This window comes from Nocardioides caldifontis, assembly GCF_008087345.1.
Lineage (GTDB): Bacteria > Actinomycetota > Actinomycetes > Propionibacteriales > Nocardioidaceae > Marmoricola_A > Marmoricola_A caldifontis.
Genome location: NZ_VHIB01000011.1, coordinates 96,805 through 116,708 on the forward strand (window position 1 = coordinate 96,805; position 19,904 = coordinate 116,708).

Consider the following 19,904-nt stretch of genomic DNA (forward strand, 5'->3'; position numbering starts at 1 on the left):
GGTCAGCGACCCAGCAGCTTGCGGACGGCCTTGGTGTCGTTCTTCGAGACCTCGGTGGTGCCCGACATCCGCCGGGTCATGGTCGAGGGCTTCTTCTCGAGGTTGTGGCGCAGCCCGGTCTTCTGGCGGCGCAGCTTGCCCGAGCCGGTGACCCGGAACCGCTTGCTCGCACCGGAGTGCGTCTTGTTCTTCGGCATCTCATCCGTCCTTTGCTACTTCGGTCGACCGCCCGCGGGGGCGTGCGGTCCTTCGCCGCGGACCCGTGGTCCGTGGCCGGGGGCAACCCCGTTGGTCACATGTCTGCGTCGACGTTCTCCGACCGGCGCTTCGGCCGCTCCGGCTTCGGGGCGGCGGCCGCCGCCGCAGCCCGCTCCTTGTGCTCCGTGCGCTCGGCCTCGTGCTCGGCCTCGCGGGCCGCCGCCCGCTCCGCCTTGGCGGCCTTGACCTCGGCCTTCGCCTCGGCCTTCTTCTTGTGGGGCCCGAGCACCATGATCATGTTGCGGCCGTCCTGCTTCGGCGAGGACTCGACGAAGCCGAGGTCCTGCACGTCATGGGCGAGCCGCTCCAGCAGCCGGAAGCCGAGCTCCGGGCGGTGCTGCTCACGACCACGGAACATGATCGTGATCTTCACCTTGTCGCCCTGCTTCAGGAACCGCACGACGTGACCCTTCTTGGTCTCGTAGTCGTGCGCGTCGATCTTCGGCCGGAGCTTCATCTCCTTGATGATCACGTTGGTCTGGTTGCGGCGCGCCTCACGGGCCTTCTGGGCGTTCTCGTACTTGAACTTCCCGTAGTCCATGAGCTTGCAGACCGGCGGACGGGCCATCGGGGCGACCTCGACCAGGTCGAGGTCGGCCTCCTGGGCCAGTCGCAGGGCATCTTCGATGCGGACGATGCCGACGGTCTCGCCGTTGGGGCCGACGAGCCGGACCTCGGGCACCCGGATCCGGTCGTTGATGCGCAGCTCGTTGCTGATGGGTCCTCCTGGGTTCTGTCTTCGGGGATCGACCCCGGACGGGAGCCGGAAAAACGAAACGGTCTCCGCGTCGTCGACAGCGGAGACCAGTCCACGTGGTGCCCTGGCGGACGGGTCGCCCCGCCTCGTCGCCTCGGCACCACATCCTCGAGCGGTCGGCCCTCGCGGACCTGCCCTCTCGTGACCGGGACCCGACGGCCTGGTTCGGCCGTTGCGGGTGGGAGACTCGCTCCGCTTGTCGGACCTGCTGCGACGTCTCACGACGGCACGACAGATCGGTCAAGGACCAGGATAGCAACTCACCCCAGCCCGACGCACATCCGGCGCCTGCCCACTGACCGTCCGGGGATCAGCCCTCCCGAGCCTGCACCCACCCGTGGCGGCCGCCGAGGTCGGTCAGGGTGAACCCGTCGGCCAGGGCCCGCAGGTCCTCCCCCTCGACGACGAACCGCACCGGGCCGGCGACGTCCACCACGAGGGCCTCCGCGCCGTCGTGGACCGCGGCGCGGGCCGCGTCGGCCGCCCGCACCGGCACCGGGCGGGCGCCCGGGTCCCAGGCGACCAGCGGCGCCGAGCCGGTGAAGGCCAGCAGCGCCATCCGCCCGTCGCGGCCGCGCATCAGCACGGTCGCCATGTCGGAGCTCTTGTCGTGGGCCAGGCCGGCCTCGTCGTGCTCGACCTCGCCGAGCACGGCGACGACCGGCACCAGCAGGCGGGCGTGCTGGAGCACGGTGAGCGTCGCCGGGTGGAGCCCCTGAGGGTCGGCGGCGTAGCGGTGGAGCGCCTCGGCCACCTCCGCCGGGACCGATCCGTCGTCGCCGGCGAACCCGGGGTCAGGGATGGTGCGCACCGCACCATGCTCCCAGCGACCCGACGCGCCTAGGCTGGCGGGGTGGACGGCTTCGACAACGCGACGTGGCAGGCCCTCGGGCTGACCCTGACGATCGCCGGGCTGGCGGTCTCGGCCCTGGTCTGGGCGCGGCGCGGCCCGGTCAGCGGGCTGCGCGGGGTCGCCTGGAGCCTGCTCCCCCTGGCAGCCGGGCTGACCGGGGTGCTGCGGCTCGGATGGGAGGTCACCGACTCGGTGGTCACCTGGGCAGGCCGGCTCGTCTTCTCCCCCGTCGTGTGGCTGGGGCTCGTGGTCGCGGCCCTCTCGGCGGTCCTCTTCGTCGTGACCGGGTTCGCGAAGCGCCGCCAGCGCGGTGCCGGTGGCCCCGGTGGCGACGAGCCCGCAGCGGTGACCTCGCGGGGTCGGCCGGCAGCAGCGGACGCGGCCGGGCCGAAGCGCCCCGCCGAGCCCGCGGTGGACCCGGACCTCGCCGACATCGAGGAGCTGCTCCGCCGCCGTGGCATCAGCTGAGCCGCCCTCCTCCGTGGAGGAGCAGCTCCTGGAGCTGCTGCTCGAGCGGGCCCCGACGCTGGGCACCACCCGCCTGCTCGTGATCGACGGGCCCTCCGGCTCCGGCAAGACCACCCTCCGCGACCGGGTGGTCGCGACCGCCGAGGCGCGCGGCACCGGTGTGGCGGTGGTGCACATGGACGACCTGTACGGCGGTTGGGACGGCCTGCGCCCCTCGGGGCACCGGCTCCGTGAGCAGCTCCTCGAGCCGCTCTCGCAGGGGCGCCCCGGCCACCACCGGCGCTACGACTGGCTCCGCGGCGAGCACGCCGAGGAGCTCACGGTCCCGGTGACCGACGTGCTGGTCGTCGAGGGCGTCGGCTCGTGGCGTCGTGCGCACGCCGACCGGGTGACCGTCCTGGTGTGGGTCGAGGCGCCCCGCGACGTACGGCTGGAGCGGGTGCTGCGCCGGGATGGTCCGGAGATCGAGCCGGAGCTCCGGCGGTGGCAGCCCCAGGAGGACGCGCTGCACGCCGAGGAGGGCACGCGCGAGCACGCCGACCTGGTCGTGCTGGTCCCGTGACGTCGAGTCACTCGCAGCCGAGCTGGGCGCGGGGCCACTGCTCGACGTCCGTCGTGCCGTCCGACCCGGCCGTGCCGACGTAGACGCTCTTGCGGTCGGCGGCGAGCCACAGCCGGTCGCCCTCGCGACGGAAGCCGGTGTCCACGGCGTCGGCGGGGAGCTCGGTGTGCGGCCGGAACGGCCCGGTGGCGTACTCGCGCAGCTCCGGCTGGAGGCCGCGGACGTAGGTCCGGCCCCGCAGGTCGAGGAAGGTCATCGACTGCCAGTCGCAGTGCTCCGGGCCGCGCCACGCGCCCAGCCGGGTGGTCGGCACCGGCCGGCCCTCCTCGTCGGTCCACACCTGCAGCCCGATCGACTCGGTGTACGAGCGGGGCAGCTCGACCGGGTCGCAGACCGCCCACGACTCGACGTGCCACCCGTCGCCGCCCGCACCCTCGGTGGCCGGGCCGTCACGCACGACGACGGCCTCCTTGACCTCGCCCTCGACCTCGAGGACGAAGAGCACCCGGTCGCCCTCCTCGGCGGCGCGGCGCAGCCCCTCGCGGGGCCCGTTGTAGAGCCACTCGCTCGCGGCCACGTCCAGCGCCTCCTCCGGGGTGTCCGCCGTCGCCCCCTCGCCGTACACCTCGCCGTCGTGGAACCCGCCGCTCCCCCAGGTGTCGCACTCGACGACGTCGCCGGCAGCGCCCGCCTCGGGGTGGGTGGCCCCGTTCCTGGAGACGTGCAGCGGCCCGTCGTGGCCGGACGCGGGCGCCTGCTCCGCCGAAGGCTCGGTCGCGCTGCCGCAACCGCCGACCAGCAGCACGGCGGAGAGCAGCACGACCGGGGTCCTCATGGTGGTGGGACGCCGCGCGGCCACGGATGGTTCCGGCTCAGTGCTGCGGGTGGGCGGCGTGCGCGTCGATCAGCGCCCGGAGCTCCCGCACGTGGCGACGGGCCCGCTGGCCGTCGGAGCCCTGGATCCCCATCGCCGCACGCCCCAGCCCGCTGGAGAGCTCCAGCACCGCCCACGGGTCGCCCGGGCGCATCGTGACGCCCACGACGTCGTCCCAGCGGTAGTGCCGGGTGCGGTAGCCGTTCACGACCGTCAGCCCCGACTCGTCGGCGTCGACCCGGCACCGCGACATGGCGTGCGCCACCACGACCGCGCAGAGCAGCATGAACCCGACCGTCAGCCGCTGGGAGAGCGTGAAGGAGTCCTGCGCCCGCTCCGGCAGCGCGAACCAGACCGCGACGACGATGACCAGGAGCGCCGCGCCGAACGCCACGGAGGCGACCCGCACCCCCCAGGGGCGGAACCGTGCCGGGAGGGCGGGCGCCGGGGCGGGCTCAGAGCCGGCAGGCATGGATGTCCGTGGTGAGGATGCCGCGCGCGCCGACCTCGTAGAGCGCGTCCATCACCCGCTGCGCCTCGAGCCGCGGCACCATCGAGCGGACTGCGACCCACCCCTCGCGGTGGAGCGGGGAGACCGTGGGGCTCTCGATGCCGGGGGTCAGGGCGACGGCGGCCTCGACGTGGGCCTCCGGGATGTCGTAGTCCATCATCACGTAGGAGCGGGCCACCAGGACGCCCTGCAGCCGCCGCAGGAAGACGGTCAGCCCGGGGTGGTCGCCGACACCGGCACGGTTGATCAGCACCGCCTCGGACTCCATGATCACCGGGCCCACGACCTCCAGACCTGCCTGGCGCAACGTGCTCCCGGTCTCCACGACGTCCGCGACGACGTCGGCGACGCCGAGCTGGATGCTGGTCTCGACGGCCCCGTCGAGCCGGATCACCGACGCCTCGATGGCGCGCTCCTCGAGGAACCGCTTCAGGATCCCGTCGTACGACGTGGCGATGCGCTTGCCCCGGAGGTCCTCAGCCGCGGTGAGCACCCCGGGGCGGGCCGCGAAGCGGAACGAGGAGCGGCCGAAGCCGAGCGTGAGCGACTCCTCGGCCTTCGCGCCGGAGTCGAGGAGGAGGTCGCGCCCGGTGATCCCGACGTCGAGGGTGCCCTCGCCGACGTAGAGGGCGATGTCGCGCGGGCGCAGGTAGAAGAACTCGACGCCGTTGGCCGGGTCGGTCAGCGAGAGCTGCTTGGAGTCGTTGCGCTGGGCGTAGCCGGCCTCGCGGAGGATCTCGGCGGCGGCCTGGCTCAGCGCCCCCTTGTTGGGGACGGCGACGCGCAGGTTGGGGGTGTCGGGAGCGAGGCTCATCGGCAGGCCTTCGGGGTCACAGGTGGGCGTAGACGTCGTCGAGCGTGAGGCCCGTCGCGAGCATGAGGACCTGGGCGTGGTAGAGCAGCTGGCTCAGCTCCTCCGCCGCGCGCTCCTTGCCCTCGTGCTCGGCCGCCATCCAGGACTCGGCGGCCTCCTCGACGAGCTTCTTGCCGATGGCATGGACGCCGGCGTCGAGGGCTCGCACGGTGCCCGAGCCCTCCGGCCGGGTCGTCGCCTTCTCGCTGAGCTCGGTCCAGAGCTCGTCGAACGTCTTCATCGGTGTCGCCGCGCTTCCTGTCCCCCGCGCCCCTGGCACGGGTCCGTGGTGCGGCGCGCTCGGGCGCGCCGGGCCGCCGTACAGCCTACGGGCCGAGGTCGCGGCCCGATCACTCCGTCTCGTAGCGGCGCCGGATCCTGCGCAGCGCGGTGGCCGTGACGAGGGCGGCGGCGGCCGCCTCGTAGCCCTTGTCCTCCCGCGAGCCCTCGAGCCCGGCGCGGTCCAGCGCCTGCTCCTCGGTGTCGCAGGTGAGCAGCCCGAAGCCGATCGCGACACCGTGGTCGAGCGCGACCCGGTTGAGCCCGTCGGTCGCCGAGCTGCAGACGTACTCGAAGTGCGGGGTGCCGCCACGGATGACCACGCCGAGCGCGACGACGGCCTCGTAGCCCTTCTCGGCCAGCGCCGCGGCGACCACCGGCAGCTCGAACGACCCCGGCACGCGGACCACCCCGGGCGCCTCGACCTTGAAGTCGGTCATCGCCCGCATCGCGCCCGCGATGAGCCCGTCCATGACCTGGTCGTGCCAGCTCGCCGCGACCACGGCGACGCGGACGTCGTGGCAGTCGAGCGGCTGGCTCTGGTAGTGCGTGGTCGGGGATCCCTCTCCGCTCACGGCTGCTCCTCTCGCACGGTGGTGATGGCGTCGTTCGAGACCTCGGTGAGCACCTGGCGGGAGCCGAGCAGCGCGAGGTCGGGCAGGTCGTGGCCCATCCGGTCGCGCTTGGTGCGCAGGTAGGCGAGGTTGTGGTCGTTGGGGTGGGGCGTCAGTGGGACCCGCTCGACCACGGGGACCCCGTAGCCCTCCACCCCCTGCGTCTTCGCCGGGTTGTTCGTCATCAGCCGCACCGCACGGACCCCGAGGTTCTTGAGGATCTGCGTCGCTGCGCCGTAGTGGCGGGCGTCCGCGGGGAGCCCGAGGTCGAGGTTGGCGTCGACGGTGTCCCGCCCGCCGTCCTGGAGCTGGTAGGCCTGCAGCTTCGCCAACAGCCCGATCCCCCGGCCCTCGTGGCCGCGGAGGTAGATGACGACGCCGCGTCCCTCGGCGACGATGCGCTCCATCGCCTCCTCGAGCTGGGGGCCGCAGTCGCACCGGCTGCTGCCGAAGACGTCGCCCGTCAGGCACTCCGAGTGCACGCGGGTGAGCACCGGCTCCTCGGTGGTGAGGGTCGCCGGGTCGCCGTACACCAGGGCGACGTGCTCGGAGTCGTCGATCGCGATCCGGTAGCCGACCGCGGTGAAGTCGCCGAACCTCGTGGGCAGCCGTGTCTCGGCGACCCGCTCGACGTGGGACTCGGTGCGCCGGCGGTGGTGGACCATCTGGTCGATCGAGATCATCCGCAGCCCGTGCTCGTCGGCGAAGTCGCGCAGCTGCTGGCCGCGTTTCATCGTGCCGTCGTCGTTGACCACCTCGACGAGCACGCCGACCGGCGTCAGCCCCGCCATCCGGGCCAGGTCGACCGCGGCCTCGGTGTGGCCGCGCCGGGCCAGCACGCCGCCGTCGCGGTAGCGCAGGGGGAAGACGTGGCCGGGCCGGGTGATCTCCCACGGCTCGGTCGCGGAGTCGGCGAGCACCTTGACGGTGCGGGCGCGGTCCGCGGCGCTGATACCGGTGGTGACGCCGTCGCGGGCGTCCACCGAGATGGTGTACGCCGTCCGCATCCGGTCCTTGTTGTGCGGCGTCATCAGGGGGATCTCGAGCCGGTCGAGCATGGTGCCAGGCATCGGGACGCAGATGACCCCGGAGCTGTGCCTGATCGTGAACGCCATCAGCTCCGGTGTCGCCTTCGACGCGGCGAAGATGATGTCGCCCTCGTTCTCACGGTCCTCGTCGTCGACGACCACCACCGCCTTGCCGGCGGCGATGTCGGCGATCGCGTCCTCGACGCGGTCGAGTCGGATCCCGTCGTGCTGCGTGCCGCTCTCCGGGCTCATGGGCGTGCCTCCTGCTCCTCCGGGGTCGTGCCCCCGGCCCTGTGCTCGAGCATCCGCTCGACGTACTTCGCGACCACGTCCACCTCGAGGTTGACGGGCTCCCCCGGCTGCTTCGTCCCGAGCGTGGTGCGGGACAGCGTCTCGGGGATGAGCGAGACCGTGAACGTGCCGGCCTCGTCGTCGACGGTGACGACGGTCAGCGAGACCCCGTCGACGGTGATCGACCCCTTCGCCACCAGGTAGCGGGCCAGCGACCTCGGCAGCTCGACGGTCACCAGCTCCCAGTGCTCGCTGGGCTCACGGGCCACCACCCGTCCCGTGGCGTCGACGTGGCCCTGGACGAGGTGGCCGCCGAGCCGGGTCCCGGCGGTGACCGCCCGCTCGAGGTTCACGGGGCTGCCGGGGGCCAGCGCGCCGAGAGAGGTCTTGTCAAGGGTCTCCTGCATGACGTCGGCGGTGAAGGTGTCGCCGTCGCGCTCGGCGACCGTCAGGCAGCAGCCGTTGACGGCGATCGAGTCGCCGGTGCGGGCGTCGGACACGGCGAGCGGGCCCAGAACGGTGAGCCGGACGGCGTCGCCCTGCGGCTCGAGCCGCTCGACGGTGCCGAGCTCCTCCACGATCCCGGTGAACATCAGCGCTCCCCTTCTCCTGCGGCCCGCGGTGTCCGCGGTGTCCGCGGTGTCATCGTCAGCCGCACGTTGCGGTCCGGTCCGAGCCCGACGACCTCGACGTCCTCGACGTCGAGGTGCAGCGCCTCGGTGATGGTGGTGACCGGCAGCCCCTCCACGGCGTGGGTGCCGCCGCCGACGAGCATCGGCGCGACGTAGGCGACGACCTCGTCGACGAGCCCGGCGCCGAGGAACGCCGCCGCGAGGTGCGGGCCGCCCTCGAGGAAGACGTGCACCCGTCCGCGGGAGCGCAGCCCGGCCAGCGCCTCGTGGGGGTCCCGAGTTCGCAGGTGCACCGTCTCGGCGTGGTCGTCGCGGACGCGCGCACCGGCCGGGACGTCGCGGAGCCCCATCACGGCACGGAGCGGCTGGCGCTCGCGCGGCAGCGGCACGTCCACCTCGTCACGGACGGTGAGCTGCGGGTCGTCGACGAGCACCGTGCCGGTGCCCGCCAGGACGACGTCGCACTCGCCGCGCAGCCGGTGGGTGTCGCGTCGCGCCGCCTCGTTGCTGATCCACCGGCTCGTCCCGTCGGCGGCCGCGCTGCGCCCGTCGAGCGAGGTGGCGAGCTTCCAGGTGACGAACGGGCGGCCGTGCTCGACGCCGAACGTCCAGGCCCGGTTGACCGCACGGGCCTCGTCGACCAGGAGGCCGCCCGCGACGTCGACGCCGCCGTCCCGCAGGGTGGCGGCCCCGCCGGCCGCCTGCTCGAACGGGTCGTCCTGGGCGTAGACCACCCGGGAGACGCCGGCCTCGAGCAGCGCCCGGGAGCACGGCCCGGTCCGCCCGGTGTGGTCGCACGGCTCGAGGGTCACGACAGCGGTCAGCCCGGTCGCGGGACCGCCGAGCGCGCGCAGCGCCTCGACCTCGGCGTGCGGCTGGCCGGCGCCGCGGTGGAACCCCTCGGCGACCTCGGTGCCGTCGGCGTCCAGCAGCACGCAGCCCACGCGGGGGTTCGGCCCCAGCGGTACGCCGGGGGTGCGCGCGATGGTGAGGGCGCGGCGCATCGCCCGCTCCTCCGCGGGGCTGAACACCGGCACTCCTGGCACCGCCTCCACCTGCTGACCTCCTCCGGCTCGGGGGTCCGGGGAGGGGGGAGGCGTCGTGCGCCCGGCGGCCGGTCGGGACCGCGCCGCCGAGGCATCGCGTGCGCTTCCCATCCGGACTCTGACCGTCGGTCCAGGAATTCCACCTGGTCAACCGGACGCTGGCTTGCGACCGGGTCGCGGACTCTCACCGCCGGCTCGGAATTTCACCGACCCCAGAACACGCGAGCTTCGAAACTCGTGGGAAGAGTCTGGCACAGCTCCGGTCAGGAGGCGCGGGAGGCCTCCGCCTTCTCACGGAGCGAGTCGATCATCGCCACCGGGTCGTCCGCCCCGAAGACCGCCGAACCGGCCACGAAGGTGTCCGCACCTGCCTCCGCGCAGCGCTCGACGGTCTCCAGCGAGACCCCACCGTCGACCTGCAGCCAGAGCTCCAGTCCGTGCTTGTCGAGCAGCTGCCGCGCCCGGCGCACCTTCGGCAGGCAGAGGTCGAGGAACTTCTGGCCGCCGAACCCGGGCTCGACGGTCATCACCAGCAGCATGTCGAGCTCGGGGAGCAGCTCCTCGTAGGGCTCGACGGGGGTCGCGGGGCGCAGCGCCATCCCGGCCCGCGCGCCGAGGGCGCGCAGCTCGCGGGCGAGCCGCACGGGTGCGGTGGCGGCCTCGACGTGGAAGGTCACCGAGCCCGCGCCCGCCTCGACGTACGCCGGGGCCCAGCGGTCCGGGTCCTCGATCATCAGGTGGAGGTCCATCGGGACCTCGGCCACCTTGCCCAGTGCCTCGACCACCGGGACCCCGAGGGTCAGGTTGGGCACGAAGTGGTTGTCCATGACGTCGACGTGCAACCAGTCGGCGTTGGGGATCCGCGCGACCTCCTCCCCGAGTCGGGCGAAGTCGGCGGCGAGCAGGCTCGGGGCGATGCGGATTCCCATGGCGTCCGCATCGTAGTGCCGCTCCCTGCGCGCCCCGGGCCGGCCCGGGGTTGCCGGGCTCGGCGACGGGGTATCCGATCGGCGAACAGGTACGTCCCGTCACCCCTGGGAGGGCTCATGGACACCTCGACCATCGTGTGGATCGTCGTCGCGGTCCTCGTCGTTCTCGCGCTGCTGGCGCTGCTCGCCGTCGCGATGCGGAAGTCGAAGGCGAAGAAGGCCGAGCGAGACCGCGCCCGGGCCCAGGAGCTGCGGCACGAGGCCGCCACGAAGGCCTCCGGCGTCGCCCACGCGGACGTCCGGGCCAAGGAGGCCGAGGCGAGGGCCGCCCGGCTGCGGATGGAGTCCGAGCGCGCTGAGCACGACGCCCAGGAGGCGCGCCAGGGCGCCCAGGTCGAGCAGGCGAAGTACGAGGACCGGCTCCGCGAGGCTGACCGGCTCGACCCGGACGTGAACCACAAGGCGAAGGGGTACACCCCCGGCGCCGGCCACCACGCCGAGCCTGGCACCGCACACACCGAGCCCGGCACCACCGGCAGCACCCGGGTCACCGGGACCGGGACCACCGGGACCGGGACCACCGACCGCGCGGTGGCCGACGGCTCGACCACCGACGACGGGACCCAGGCGCCGGGCAGCACCCCGCGCTGAGGTTCCGCGCGAGAAGGCCCGCCTCATGGCCTAGACTGGCGACTTGCAAACTTCTTCAAGTCGTCAGTGAGGTCGCGTGGTCGTCCCGCTCTACCAGGCCAAGGCCGAGTTCTTCCGCACCCTCGGCCACCCGGCCCGCATCCGGGTGCTGGAGCTGCTCGCCGAGCAGGACCGCGCGGTCCACGAGCTCCGCGCGGCGATCGACGTCGAGGCCTCGAACCTCTCCCAGCAGCTGGGGGTGCTGCGGCTCGCCGGGCTGGTGACCCAGCGGCGTGAGCACGGTGAGGTGATCTACACGCTCGCGCTCCCGGAGGTCCGCGACCTGCTCCTGGCCGCCCGCCGGATCCTCGAGACCAAGAGCTCCGGACAGGGCGGGCTCGTCGACGAGCTCTCCCGCACCGGCGAGCCGAGGTGACCGCGGCGCCCCAGGGCGTGAGGAGCACCACGTCGGTCGGCAGCCGGCTCAGGGCGGTGCTCCCCCGTCGCGAGGACTACCGCGCGATGACCTCGGCCCCCGGACGGGACCTGGTCGCCGGGGTGACCGTCGGCGTCGTCGCGCTCCCGCTGGCGCTGGCGTTCGGGATCTCCAGCGGCATGGGCGCCGCCGCGGGGCTGGTCACCGCCATCGTCGCCGGCGCGCTCGCCGCGCTGTTCGGCGGCAGCAACCTGCAGGTCTCCGGCCCGACGGGCGCGATGACGGTCGTCCTGGTGCCGATCGTGGCGCTGCACGGGGCGGGTGGGGTGCTCGTCGTCGGGCTGATGGCCGGCGCGCTGCTGGTGGTCGCCGCACTCGCGGGGCTCGGGAAGTACGTCCGCCTCGTGCCCCTGCCCGTCATCGAGGGGTTCACCCTGGGCATCGCGGTGATCATCGCGCTCCAGCAGCTGCCGTCCGCGCTCGGCGTAGCGGGCGAGGGCGAGGCCGTCGTGGCCGTCACCGCGGACGCCGTGGCCACCTGGCTCGCCGACCCACGGTGGACCGCCCCGCTGGTGGCGACCGCCGTGGCCGCGACCGTCCTCGTCGTCGGCCGGCTCCGCCCCTCCGTGCCCGGCGCGCTCGTCGCCGTCGTGGGCGCCACCGTGGCCACCGCGGCCGCCGGGCTCCCGCTGGCCACCATCGGCGCGCTGCCGTCGGGGCTCCCCGCCCCCTCGCTGCCCGAGCTCGACTGGGAGCAGCTCCGGGTCCTCGCTCCCCCGGCGCTCGCCGTCGCCGCACTCGCCGCGCTGGAGAGCCTGCTCTCGGCGACCGTCGCCGACGCGATGAGCGTGTCGGAGCGCCACGACCCTGACCGCGAGCTGTTCGGCCAGGGCGTCGCGAACCTCGTGACGCCGTTGTTCGGCGGCGTCCCGGCCACGGCGGCCATCGCCCGCACGGCCGTCAACGTGCGGACCGGGGCGCGTTCGAGGCTGGCGTCGCTGACCCATGCGGCCGTGCTGCTCGTCGTCGTGCTGGCCCTCGCACCGGTGGTCGCGGAGGTGCCGCTCGCCGCCCTGGCCGGGGTCCTCGTCGCCACTGCGGCGCGGATGGTCGAGGGGTCGAGCCTGCGCGCACTGTGGCGCTCCTCCCGCTCGGACGCCGCGGTGCTCACGATCACCTTCTGCGCCACCGTCCTGCTCGACCTCGCGACCGCGGTCGTCCTCGGCATCCTGCTGGCCGGCGCGCTGGCACTACGGCAGCTCGCCCGGACCGCCGAGCTCCAGCCGGTGGCGACGGAGCCGGCCGACATGGGCCGCCACGACGCCGAGGAGCAGGCGCTGCTCCACGAGCGCATCGTCGCCTACCGGCTCGAGGGGCCGCTGTTCTTCCTCGGCGCCCACGACGCGCTTCTCGAGCTCACGGCGGCCAGCGACATCCGGGTCGTGGTGCTGCGGATGTCGCGCGTGACGACCCTGGACTCGACGGCGGCGGCCCTCCTCGCCGACACCATCAGGAGCCTCGAGGGGCGCGGCATCGACGTGCTCGTCTCCGGGCTCCCCGGCCGGTTCCGGCGGGTCCTCGAGCGCACCGGGCTGCTCTCCCACCTGGAGTCCCGTGGCCACCTGTTCGCCGGCACCCCGGACGCCGTCGCGCACGCGCGCCGCCACGCCCGTCACCTCGCGGGGTGAGCCGGTGGCTCAACGCCGGCGGAGCAGCGCGAGGAACATCGCGTCGGTGCCGTGGCGGTGCGGCCAGAGCTGGAGGGTCCCCGGGACCGGGCCGGCGGCGTCGCCCACCTCGGGCAGCAGCCCGCCGGCGTCCTCCATCGTGACGTCCTGCCGCTCGTCGAGGAGCCGCCGGACGACGTCCCCGGTCTCCTGCACGACCGGTGAGCAGGTCGCGTAGAGCACCACCCCTCCCGGGCGCACGGAGTCGACAGCCGAACGAACGAGCGCGTCCTGGAGCGCGACGAGGCCGGGCAGGTCCTCGGGCCGCCGGCGCCACCGGGACTCGGGGCGCCGGCGCAGCGCGCCGAGCCCGCTGCACGGGGCGTCGACGAGGACGCGGTCGAAGCTCCCCGGCGGCCAGGCCGGCACCGTGCCGTCGGCGGTCACGACGTCGACGGCCGCCTCCGGCACCGCCCTGGCCGCACCGACGACCAGCCCGGCGCGGTGCGGCTGCCGCTCCACGGCGAGCAGGTGGCCGCCCCGGCCGGCGGCGACCGCGGCCAGCAGCGCCGCCTTCCCACCGGGACCGGCGCACAGGTCGAGCCACTGCTGGTCCGGCCCGTCCACCTCGGCCCGGGTGAGTGCGAGCGCGACCAGCTGCGACCCCTCGTCCTGCACCCCGGCGCGCGCTTCCTGCACGGCGGGCAGGGCACCGGGGTCACCGCCGGGGAGGACGACCGCCCAGGGCGAGTACGTCGCCGCCGCCGCGCCGGCGGCCAGGAGCTCGTCGGTCGTGGCCAGTCCGGGCCGGGCCACGAGGGTGACCCGGGGCGGGTCGTTGTCGTTCGCGAGCAGCGTCTCCAGCTCGGCGGAGCGGTCGCCCAGCGCCTCGGCGAGCGCGTCGACGGCCCAGCGCGGGTGGGAGTGCGCGACCGCCGCGAACCCGTGCGGGTCGTGCGCCGGGTCGGGCGCGACGGCGCGGACCCAGGCGTCGAGCGGCTGCTCCCCGACCCGCCGCAGCACGGCGTTCACCAGCCCCGACGGGCCCTGGCCGACGGTGGCCCGGACCAGCTCGACGGAGGTGGCGACCGCGGCGTGCGCGGGCACCCGCATGGCCAGCAGCTGGTGGGCCCCGAGCCGGAGCACGTCGAGGACAGCGGGCTGGAGCTTGGTGACCGGCCGGCGCGCGCAGGCGGCGATGACGGCGTCGTAGGTGCCCTGCCGGCGCAGGGTCCCGGACACGAGCTCGGTGGTGAACGCCGCGTCCCGCCCGGTGAGGCCGTGCGCCTCGAGCCGCGCCGGGAGCAGCAAGTTCGCATAGGCGTCCTGCTCGGCGACCGCGCGCAGGACCTCGAGCGCCGCGAGCCGGGGCGGGTCGGCCTTCACCCGGGGGCGTGGCGGCCGCCCGCCGGCGCGCCGGCGGCGGTCGCGTGCGGGTCGGGACCGCGGGTCGGCCATCAGCCGTCCGCCGCGTCCATACCGAACCGCGCGCCACTCGCGACGCGGACGCCGCGGGCCCAGTCGGCGGCACCCATCTGCTTCTTGCCGGACGGCTTGACGTCACCGAGCCGCACCGGGTCGGTGGCGGTGCCCACGTGCACGGCGTCCTTGGCGACCGCGAGCTCCCCCGGGGCGATCCGAGGCCCCGCCGGGTCGGGACGGACCGGGAGGAGCTTGAACCGCTCGCCCTCGAACGTCGTCCACGCCCCCGGCGCCGGGGTGCAGGCCCGGACCCGACGGTCGACCGCCATCGCCGGCTCGGTCCAGCGCACCTCGGCCTCCTCGACGAGCACCTTGGGTGCGAACGACACGCCCTCCGGCGGCTGCGGCCGCGCCTCCAGCGCGCCGTCCTCGATGCCGTCGAGAGTCGCGACGAGGAGCGGCGCGCCCGCGTCGGCGAGCCTGGCCAGCAGGTCGCCGGCGGTGTCGGTCGGCCGGACCCGCTCGGTCACCACGCCGTACGTCGGACCGGCGTCGAGCTCGCGCACGATCCGAAACGTCGTGGCACCCGTGACCTCGTCGCCCGCCCAGACCGCCCGCTGGACCGGAGCCGCACCGCGCCAGGCCGGGAGCAGCGAGAAGTGCAGGTTGACCCAGCCGTGCGGGGGGATGTCGAGGGCCGACTGCGGGAGCAGCGCTCCGTAGGCGACGACCGGGCAGCAGTCGGGCTCCAGGGCGCGGAGCTCCTCCTGGAACTCGGGCTCCTTCGGGTGCGCGGGCTTCAGCACCGGGACGCCGAGCTCCTCGGCGAGAGCGGCGACCGGCGAGGCCACGAGCCGTCGGCCGCGTCCGGCCGGCGCGTCCGGCCGGGTGACGACGCCGACCAGCTCGTGGCGGCTCGCGGCGATCGCGCGGAGCGACGGCAGCGCCACCTCCGGGGTGCCGGCGAAGACGACGCGCATCAGCAGCGCCCCGCCGTCACAGCCCGAGGCCGCGGGTCGGGTGCGGGCTGACCTTGATCGTCGGTGGGGCGCCGAACCAGTCGGCCTCGCGGATCGCCCGCATCGCCTGCTTGCGGGTCTCGCGGTCGAGCCGTTCGACGAAGAGGATCCCGTCGAGGTGGTCGGTCTCGTGCTGCAGGGCGCGGGCGAGGAGGTGGGAGCCCTCGACGGTCACCGGCTCGCCGTACATGTCGAACCCGCGGGCGACGGCGCGGAGCGCCCGCCGGCAGTCGAAGGTGAGGTCGGGGATCGAGAGGCACCCCTCCTCGCCGTCCTGGCTCTCCTCCGACAGCGTCAGCTCGGGGTTGACCAGGTGGCCGACCTCGCCGTCGACGAACCAGGTGAAGACCCGGAGCCCGACCCCGATCTGGGGCGCGGCCAGCCCGGCCCCCGGGGCGTCGAGCATCGTGTCGGTCAGGTCCTGGACCAGCCGGCGCAGCTCGAGGTCGAAGTCCGTCACCGGCGTGGCCGGCGTGCGGAGCACCGGGTCGCCGAACAGGCGGATCGGCTGGACGCTCACGTGGTTCCTCCCTCAGGTGCGCGGTCGCCGAGTCTACTGAGCCGCCCGCGCGCGTCCGGGGCTGCCGGTGCCGGACCCTCTCGACCTGCGCGCAGGACCGGCGCAGGATGGCGGTGTAGCACTGTGCACCACCATTGGCACCGCCGTGGCAGCACCGTGGCAGCACCGTGCCGGTCCGCGCCGGACCGGCACGTGAGCGGGGAGGAGGAACCATGCACGCGTCCGTAGGAGACCGTCTGGTCGTCCGGAGTGCGCACGTCGACGGTCACGTCCGGGACGGGGAGATCACCGAGGTGAGGGGCGACGACGGCGCCCCTCCGTACGTCGTGCGCTGGTCGGACGACGGCCACGAGGGGCTCGTCTACCCCGGCCCCGACGCCTTCGTGGAGCACCGCCAGCCGCAGGAGCGGTAGCACCACCACCGCCACCGCCGGCTGGTGCCGATCGGCCCTGCCGAGAAGCTCCCCTGGGGACCACCGTGGAGGTGAGTGGAAGGAGGCCGTCATGGAGGCCTTGGTGGTCTACGAGTCGATGTGGGGCAACACCGAGGAGGTCGCGCGGGCCGTCGCCCGGGGGCTCGGGGGCGCGCGGGTCGTCGAGGTCGGAGCCGCGACGGAGCAGGAGCTCGAGGGCGTCGAGCTGCTCGTCGTGGGCGGACCGACGCACGCGTTCTCGATGAGCCGGGCGTCGACCCGGCGCGACGCGCACCAGAAGGGCGCACCGCGGGGCGGCGAGGAGGTCGGCGTCCGCGAGTGGCTGGGCCGGCTGCCGAAGCGGCTTGAGGTGCCGATCGCCACGTTCGACACCCGGGTCGCGAAGGTCGCGAAGCTGCCGGGCTCGGCGGCCAAGGGCGCGGAGCGGGAGCTCCGCCGTCACCACCGCGGACGGGTGGTGGGGCGCGAGAGCTTCTACGTCGAGGACATGGCGGGCCCGCTCGTGCGCGGTGAGCTCGAGCGTGCCGAGGCCTGGGGGCGGGCGCTCACCGACGTGCGTGTGTTCGGCTGACCAGCCGAAGGTCACGGCTCTGCGCGGGGGACTTGGCGCAGCCACTCCGCCATGGGGTGGAATGGGCCCATGACGGGCGAGAAGATCACGGTCTACCTCCTCGACGACCACGAGGTGGTCCGTGCGGGGCTGAAGGTGATGCTGGAGGCCTCCGGCCAGATCGAGGTGATCGGCGAGTCAGCGTCCGCCACCGACGCTTCACACCGGATCCCCGCCCTCCGCCCGGACGTCGCGGTCCTCGACGCCCGGCTTCCCGACGGCTCGGGGATCGAGGTGTGCCGGCAGATCCGCTCTGTCGACCCGTCGCTGAACGCGCTCATCCTCACCTCGTACGACGACGACGAGGCGCTCTTCGCCGCGATCATGGCCGGGGCGGCCGGCTACGTCCTCAAGGACGTCCGGGGCAACGACCTCCTCGACGCGATCAAACGGGTGGCGGCCGGGCAGTCGCTGATCGACCCGGCGCTGATGGCGCGGGTCCTCGACCGGGTCCGCAACGGCCCGCAGGTCGCGCCGGAGCTGGCGAACCTCACCGAGCAGGAGATGAAGCTGCTCGGTCACATCGCCGAGGGGCTCACCAACCGGCAGATCAGCGAGAAGATGTTCCTCGCCGAGAAGACCGTGAAGAACTACGTCTCGGCGCTGCTCCACAAGCTCGGCCTCGAGCGCCGGACCCAGGCCGCCGTGCTGGCCACCAAGCTGCTCGGCCCTCCCCAGTGACCTAAGACCTTCCGGCTGGTGTCGCCCTCCCCTGCGGCGGGCCCGGTGCCGCGCCGACCCTTGGGACGGGACCCCGAGGAGCGCACCCGTGAGCAGCACCGCACCGAAGCACGACGACCGTCCGGTCGTGGTCGCGATCGCGGGCACGGCCGAGGACCACGCCACCTTGGAGTGGGCGGCCGAGGAGGCCGCGTCGTCGGGGCGGCGGCTGCTGCTGACCCACGCGGCCGGGCACCTGCCCCCGGAGATGTCCTACGCCGAGCGCCACGTGGCACGCGCCGAGGTACGGGCCCGCAGCCAGCGGCTCCTCGACGAGGCGGTGACGTGGGTACACCGGCTGGTCCCGTCGGTCCCCGTCGAGACCCTCGTGCGGCTGCTGCGGCCCGAGGCGCTCCTGCCCGCCGTCGGCGACCAGGCCGCCGCCGTCACCCGGACCGCCGCGAGCTGGCAGCGCCGCCGGGCAAGGCAGGGCCGGCCCGTCGTCGCGGCCCTCAGGGACGCCGAGAGCGACCGGCACGTGCTCCACTTCGCAGTCGACTACGCCGACCGCCGGGGCGTCGACCTGCTGGTCCTCGAGGACCGGGGACCGGACGCCTCCCGTCGCGTGGTGGAGCGGTCCGGCAGCACCTCGCTGGTCCTCGTCGCGCGCCCCGGCCATCACCGGCCCGGGTCACCACCGGCCCGCGCCGGCTGGGGCACCGCCTTCGACGTGCTGCAGCGCTCCGAGAGCCCGGTCGTGCTGGTCTCCCCCGAGAGGGGCTGAAGGGCGAGCCACAGCGCGGCCCCGCGCCCCTATCCTGACCGCATGGACGAGGGCCACGAGCGACGTACGAGCGGCATGGGCGACGTGCCGCAGCTCCGGCTCGAGGAGCTCCTCTCCCAGCTCATCGAGCGCGCCCAGGAGGCCCTGCACACCCAGGGGCGGCTGCGCGGTCTCGTCTCCGCGAACCAGGCGATCGTCGGTGACCTGGACCTGCACACGGTGCTGCGCCGCATCGTGGAGGCGGCCTGCGAGCTCGTCGGCGCCAGGTACGGCGCGCTGGGGGTCATCGCCCCCGACGGCAGCGGGCTCGAGGAGTTCGTCTACGTGGGCATGGAGGAGGCCGACGTACGACGGATCGGGCACCTCCCGGAGGGCAAGGGGCTGCTCGGCGCACTGATCGACGACCCCTACCCGATCCGGCTCGACCACCTCGACGAGGACGTCCGCTCCGTCGGCTTCCCCGAGGGCCACCCGCCGATGGACAGCTTCCTCGGCGTCCCCGTGCGGGTCCGCGACGAGGTCTTCGGCAACCTCTACCTGACCGAGAGCGCCTCCGGTCACTTCGACGAGGACGACGAGGCACTGGCGCTGTCGCTCGCCGCGACGGCCGGGGTGGCGATCGACAACGCCCGGCTGTTCCAGGAGAGCCGACGTCGGCAGGACTGGCTCCAGGCCTCGGCGGAGATCACCCGCCAGGTGCTCGCCCCCGGAGACGGCAAGCCGCTGCAGACCGTCGTCGACACCGTGCTGCGGCTCGCCGACGCCGACCACGTGAGCCTCGTCGTGCCGGGCACCGACGGCACCACGCTTGCCATCCCCGCCGTCGCGGGCGAGGACTCCGACCACCTCGCAGGCACCGCCGTCCCGGTGGCAGGCACGATCAGCGAGACCGTGCTCACCACCGGCCGGCCGGTGCTGGTCGACAACGCTGCACAGCGGGACGTCGAGGGCGCCCCGCTCCCCCACGTCCGCAGCCTCGGCCCGGTCATGCTGCTCCCTCTGAACAGCTCCGACGGGGTCCGCGGGGTGCTCATCACGGGGCGCCGGCAGGGGCGCCGACGGTTCAGCGAGAGCGACCTCGACATGGCCTCGACGTTCGCCGGCCACGCCTCGCTCGCCCTCGAGCTCGCCGAGGCCCGCCAGGACCGCGAGCGGATGGCGTTGCTCGAGGACCGCACCCGCATCGCCCGGGACCTGCACGACCACGTCATCCAGCAGCTCTTCGCCGCCGGCATGACGGTGCAGGGGGTCGCGGTCGGGCTCCCCGACGACGGCCCCGCCAAGATGCTCGACACCGTCGTCGACACCCTCGACGACGCCGTCAAGCAGATCCGCACGTCGATCTTCCAGCTGCGGCCGCACAGCTACACCGGTGCCAGCCTCCGCGGAGCCGTCCTCGAGGTCTCCTCGCACGTCGCGCGGGCCCTCGGTTTCGAGCCCCACGTGAGCTTCGACGGTCCTGTCGACGCGGTCAGCGACGAGGAGCTCTCCGAGGACGTCCTGGCGGTCGTGCGCGAGGCGTTGACCAACACCGCCAAGCACGCGAGGGCCCGGTCGGCCACCGTCCGGCTGCACGCGACGGCGTCGACCCTGGACGTCACCGTCGTCGACGACGGGGTCGGGCCCGGGGACGCCGAGCGCCACAGCGGGCTGGCCAACCTCCGGGCGCGCGCGGAGCGCCGCAGAGGCACGCTGCTCGTCAACGACCCGCGCCCCGAGAACGGCACCACCCTGGTCTGGTCGGTCCCACTGGGCTGAGCCGCCCGG

At 74.2% G+C, this 19,904-nt stretch carries 25 protein-coding genes and 1 riboswitch; of the genes, 10 read left to right on the forward strand and 15 right to left on the reverse strand.

From position 1 onward, the window contains the following. Positions 1 to 2: 2 nt before the first annotated feature. The 3 genes from rpmI to FIP57_RS17650 form a co-directional block, all read right to left on the reverse strand. Positions 3 to 197: a 50S ribosomal protein L35 gene (rpmI, locus tag FIP57_RS17640; RefSeq protein WP_148574857.1), complete on the reverse strand. Its 195-nt coding sequence runs from the start codon at positions 195 to 197 to the stop codon at positions 3 to 5. A 95-nt stretch (positions 198 to 292) separates the two neighbouring features. Next, positions 293 to 1,066 carry a translation initiation factor IF-3 gene (gene infC, locus FIP57_RS17645; RefSeq protein WP_148574996.1) on the reverse strand — a complete coding sequence of 258 codons (774 nt, stop codon included), beginning with the start codon at positions 1,064 to 1,066 and terminating at the stop codon, positions 293 to 295. 259 nt (positions 1,067 to 1,325) lie between these two features. Beyond that, on the reverse strand, positions 1,326 to 1,826 hold the full coding sequence (locus FIP57_RS17650) for an SseB family protein (protein ID WP_148574858.1): 501 nt from the start codon (positions 1,824 to 1,826) through the stop codon (positions 1,326 to 1,328). Between the two features lie 42 nt (positions 1,827 to 1,868). Here FIP57_RS17650 and FIP57_RS17655 point away from each other — a divergent pair, with 42 nt between their 5' ends. Both FIP57_RS17655 and FIP57_RS17660 read left to right on the forward strand, forming a co-directional pair. Then, positions 1,869 to 2,336: a cellulose synthase gene (locus FIP57_RS17655; protein WP_148574859.1), complete on the forward strand. Its 468-nt coding sequence runs from the start codon at positions 1,869 to 1,871 to the stop codon at positions 2,334 to 2,336. After that, positions 2,323 to 2,898 (forward strand): uridine kinase family protein, encoded by a 576-nt coding sequence (locus FIP57_RS17660; RefSeq protein WP_238993568.1) that lies wholly within the window; start codon positions 2,323 to 2,325, stop codon positions 2,896 to 2,898. The genes FIP57_RS17655 and FIP57_RS17660 overlap by 14 nt, the downstream gene beginning before the upstream one ends. Before the next feature lie 7 nt (positions 2,899 to 2,905). Here FIP57_RS17660 and FIP57_RS17665 read toward each other — a convergent pair whose 3' ends face one another. The 9 genes from FIP57_RS17665 to rpe form a co-directional block, all read right to left on the reverse strand. After that, positions 2,906 to 3,718: a hypothetical protein gene (locus FIP57_RS17665; protein ID WP_148574860.1), complete on the reverse strand. Its 813-nt coding sequence runs from the start codon at positions 3,716 to 3,718 to the stop codon at positions 2,906 to 2,908. A 52-nt stretch (positions 3,719 to 3,770) separates the two neighbouring features. Beyond that, entirely contained in the window at positions 3,771 to 4,244 is a 474-nt protein-coding gene (locus FIP57_RS17670; protein ID WP_148574861.1) for a PH domain-containing protein, read from the reverse strand. Then, positions 4,228 to 5,097 (reverse strand): ATP phosphoribosyltransferase, encoded by an 870-nt coding sequence (gene hisG, locus FIP57_RS17675; RefSeq protein WP_148574862.1) that lies wholly within the window; start codon positions 5,095 to 5,097, stop codon positions 4,228 to 4,230. The genes FIP57_RS17670 and hisG overlap by 17 nt, the downstream gene beginning before the upstream one ends. 16 nt (positions 5,098 to 5,113) lie before the next feature. After that, positions 5,114 to 5,377, reverse strand: coding sequence for a phosphoribosyl-ATP diphosphatase (locus FIP57_RS17680; RefSeq protein WP_148574863.1), 264 nt, complete (start codon positions 5,375 to 5,377; stop codon positions 5,114 to 5,116). 109 nt (positions 5,378 to 5,486) lie between these two features. Continuing rightward, positions 5,487 to 5,990 carry a 6,7-dimethyl-8-ribityllumazine synthase gene (gene ribH / locus FIP57_RS17685; RefSeq protein ID WP_148574864.1) on the reverse strand — a complete coding sequence of 168 codons (504 nt, stop codon included), beginning with the start codon at positions 5,988 to 5,990 and terminating at the stop codon, positions 5,487 to 5,489. Next, positions 5,987 to 7,309 (reverse strand): bifunctional 3,4-dihydroxy-2-butanone-4-phosphate synthase/GTP cyclohydrolase II, encoded by a 1,323-nt coding sequence (locus FIP57_RS17690; protein WP_148574865.1) that lies wholly within the window; start codon positions 7,307 to 7,309, stop codon positions 5,987 to 5,989. Before FIP57_RS17690 ends, ribH begins: the two co-directional genes overlap by 4 nt. After that, positions 7,306 to 7,941, reverse strand: coding sequence for a riboflavin synthase (locus FIP57_RS17695; RefSeq protein WP_148574866.1), 636 nt, complete (start codon positions 7,939 to 7,941; stop codon positions 7,306 to 7,308). The genes FIP57_RS17690 and FIP57_RS17695 overlap by 4 nt, the downstream gene beginning before the upstream one ends. Beyond that, positions 7,941 to 8,984 carry a bifunctional diaminohydroxyphosphoribosylaminopyrimidine deaminase/5-amino-6-(5-phosphoribosylamino)uracil reductase RibD gene (gene ribD / locus FIP57_RS17700; protein WP_148574998.1) on the reverse strand — a complete coding sequence of 348 codons (1,044 nt, stop codon included), beginning with the start codon at positions 8,982 to 8,984 and terminating at the stop codon, positions 7,941 to 7,943. The genes FIP57_RS17695 and ribD overlap by 1 nt, the downstream gene beginning before the upstream one ends. Positions 8,985 to 9,120: 136 nt before the next feature. Next, a riboswitch (FMN riboswitch) is annotated at positions 9,121 to 9,251 on the reverse strand. Positions 9,252 to 9,289: 38 nt separating this feature from the next. Beyond that, the gene (rpe, locus tag FIP57_RS17705; protein WP_148574867.1) at positions 9,290 to 9,955 is read right to left on the reverse strand and encodes a ribulose-phosphate 3-epimerase; all 666 of its coding nucleotides are present in this window, start codon (positions 9,953 to 9,955) and stop codon (positions 9,290 to 9,292) included. Between the two features lie 117 nt (positions 9,956 to 10,072). Between rpe and FIP57_RS17710 the strand changes: the two genes are divergently transcribed. The 3 genes from FIP57_RS17710 to FIP57_RS17720 all read left to right on the forward strand — a co-directional run bounded on the left by FIP57_RS17710 (position 10,073) and on the right by FIP57_RS17720 (position 12,709). Then, positions 10,073 to 10,606 carry a hypothetical protein gene (locus FIP57_RS17710; RefSeq protein WP_148574868.1) on the forward strand — a complete coding sequence of 178 codons (534 nt, stop codon included), beginning with the start codon at positions 10,073 to 10,075 and terminating at the stop codon, positions 10,604 to 10,606. A 76-nt stretch (positions 10,607 to 10,682) separates the two neighbouring features. Next, positions 10,683 to 11,021: an ArsR/SmtB family transcription factor gene (locus tag FIP57_RS17715; RefSeq protein ID WP_148574869.1), complete on the forward strand. Its 339-nt coding sequence runs from the start codon at positions 10,683 to 10,685 to the stop codon at positions 11,019 to 11,021. Continuing rightward, the gene (locus tag FIP57_RS17720; protein WP_238993570.1) at positions 11,018 to 12,709 is read left to right on the forward strand and encodes a SulP family inorganic anion transporter; all 1,692 of its coding nucleotides are present in this window, start codon (positions 11,018 to 11,020) and stop codon (positions 12,707 to 12,709) included. The genes FIP57_RS17715 and FIP57_RS17720 overlap by 4 nt, the downstream gene beginning before the upstream one ends. Positions 12,710 to 12,718: 9 nt before the next feature. Here FIP57_RS17720 and FIP57_RS17725 read toward each other — a convergent pair whose 3' ends face one another. From FIP57_RS17725 to def, 3 genes are read right to left on the reverse strand one after another with little or no spacing between them, the layout of a single operon-like run. Continuing rightward, on the reverse strand, positions 12,719 to 14,146 hold the full coding sequence (locus FIP57_RS17725) for an RsmB/NOP family class I SAM-dependent RNA methyltransferase (RefSeq protein ID WP_148574870.1): 1,428 nt from the start codon (positions 14,144 to 14,146) through the stop codon (positions 12,719 to 12,721). Next, the gene (gene fmt, locus FIP57_RS17730; RefSeq protein WP_148574871.1) at positions 14,146 to 15,090 is read right to left on the reverse strand and encodes a methionyl-tRNA formyltransferase; all 945 of its coding nucleotides are present in this window, start codon (positions 15,088 to 15,090) and stop codon (positions 14,146 to 14,148) included. Before fmt ends, FIP57_RS17725 begins: the two co-directional genes overlap by 1 nt. Positions 15,091 to 15,106: 16 nt before the next feature. Beyond that, positions 15,107 to 15,649 carry a peptide deformylase gene (gene def / locus FIP57_RS17735; protein ID WP_148574872.1) on the reverse strand — a complete coding sequence of 181 codons (543 nt, stop codon included), beginning with the start codon at positions 15,647 to 15,649 and terminating at the stop codon, positions 15,107 to 15,109. Between the two features lie 212 nt (positions 15,650 to 15,861). Here def and FIP57_RS17740 point away from each other — a divergent pair, with 212 nt between their 5' ends. From FIP57_RS17740 to FIP57_RS17760, 5 genes are all read left to right on the forward strand, one after another. Continuing rightward, entirely contained in the window at positions 15,862 to 16,062 is a 201-nt protein-coding gene (locus tag FIP57_RS17740; protein ID WP_148574873.1) for a DUF1918 domain-containing protein, read from the forward strand. A 91-nt stretch (positions 16,063 to 16,153) separates the two neighbouring features. Beyond that, the gene (locus FIP57_RS17745; protein WP_148574874.1) at positions 16,154 to 16,654 is read left to right on the forward strand and encodes a flavodoxin family protein; all 501 of its coding nucleotides are present in this window, start codon (positions 16,154 to 16,156) and stop codon (positions 16,652 to 16,654) included. A 69-nt stretch (positions 16,655 to 16,723) separates the two neighbouring features. Beyond that, entirely contained in the window at positions 16,724 to 17,374 is a 651-nt protein-coding gene (locus FIP57_RS17750) for a response regulator (protein ID WP_238993571.1), read from the forward strand. Between the two features lie 88 nt (positions 17,375 to 17,462). Next, positions 17,463 to 18,137, forward strand: a complete 675-nt coding sequence (locus FIP57_RS17755; protein ID WP_162529854.1) for a universal stress protein — start codon at positions 17,463 to 17,465, stop codon at positions 18,135 to 18,137. 42 nt (positions 18,138 to 18,179) lie between these two features. Beyond that, positions 18,180 to 19,895, forward strand: a complete 1,716-nt coding sequence (locus FIP57_RS17760; protein WP_148574877.1) for a sensor histidine kinase — start codon at positions 18,180 to 18,182, stop codon at positions 19,893 to 19,895. Positions 19,896 to 19,904 lie beyond the last annotated feature (9 nt).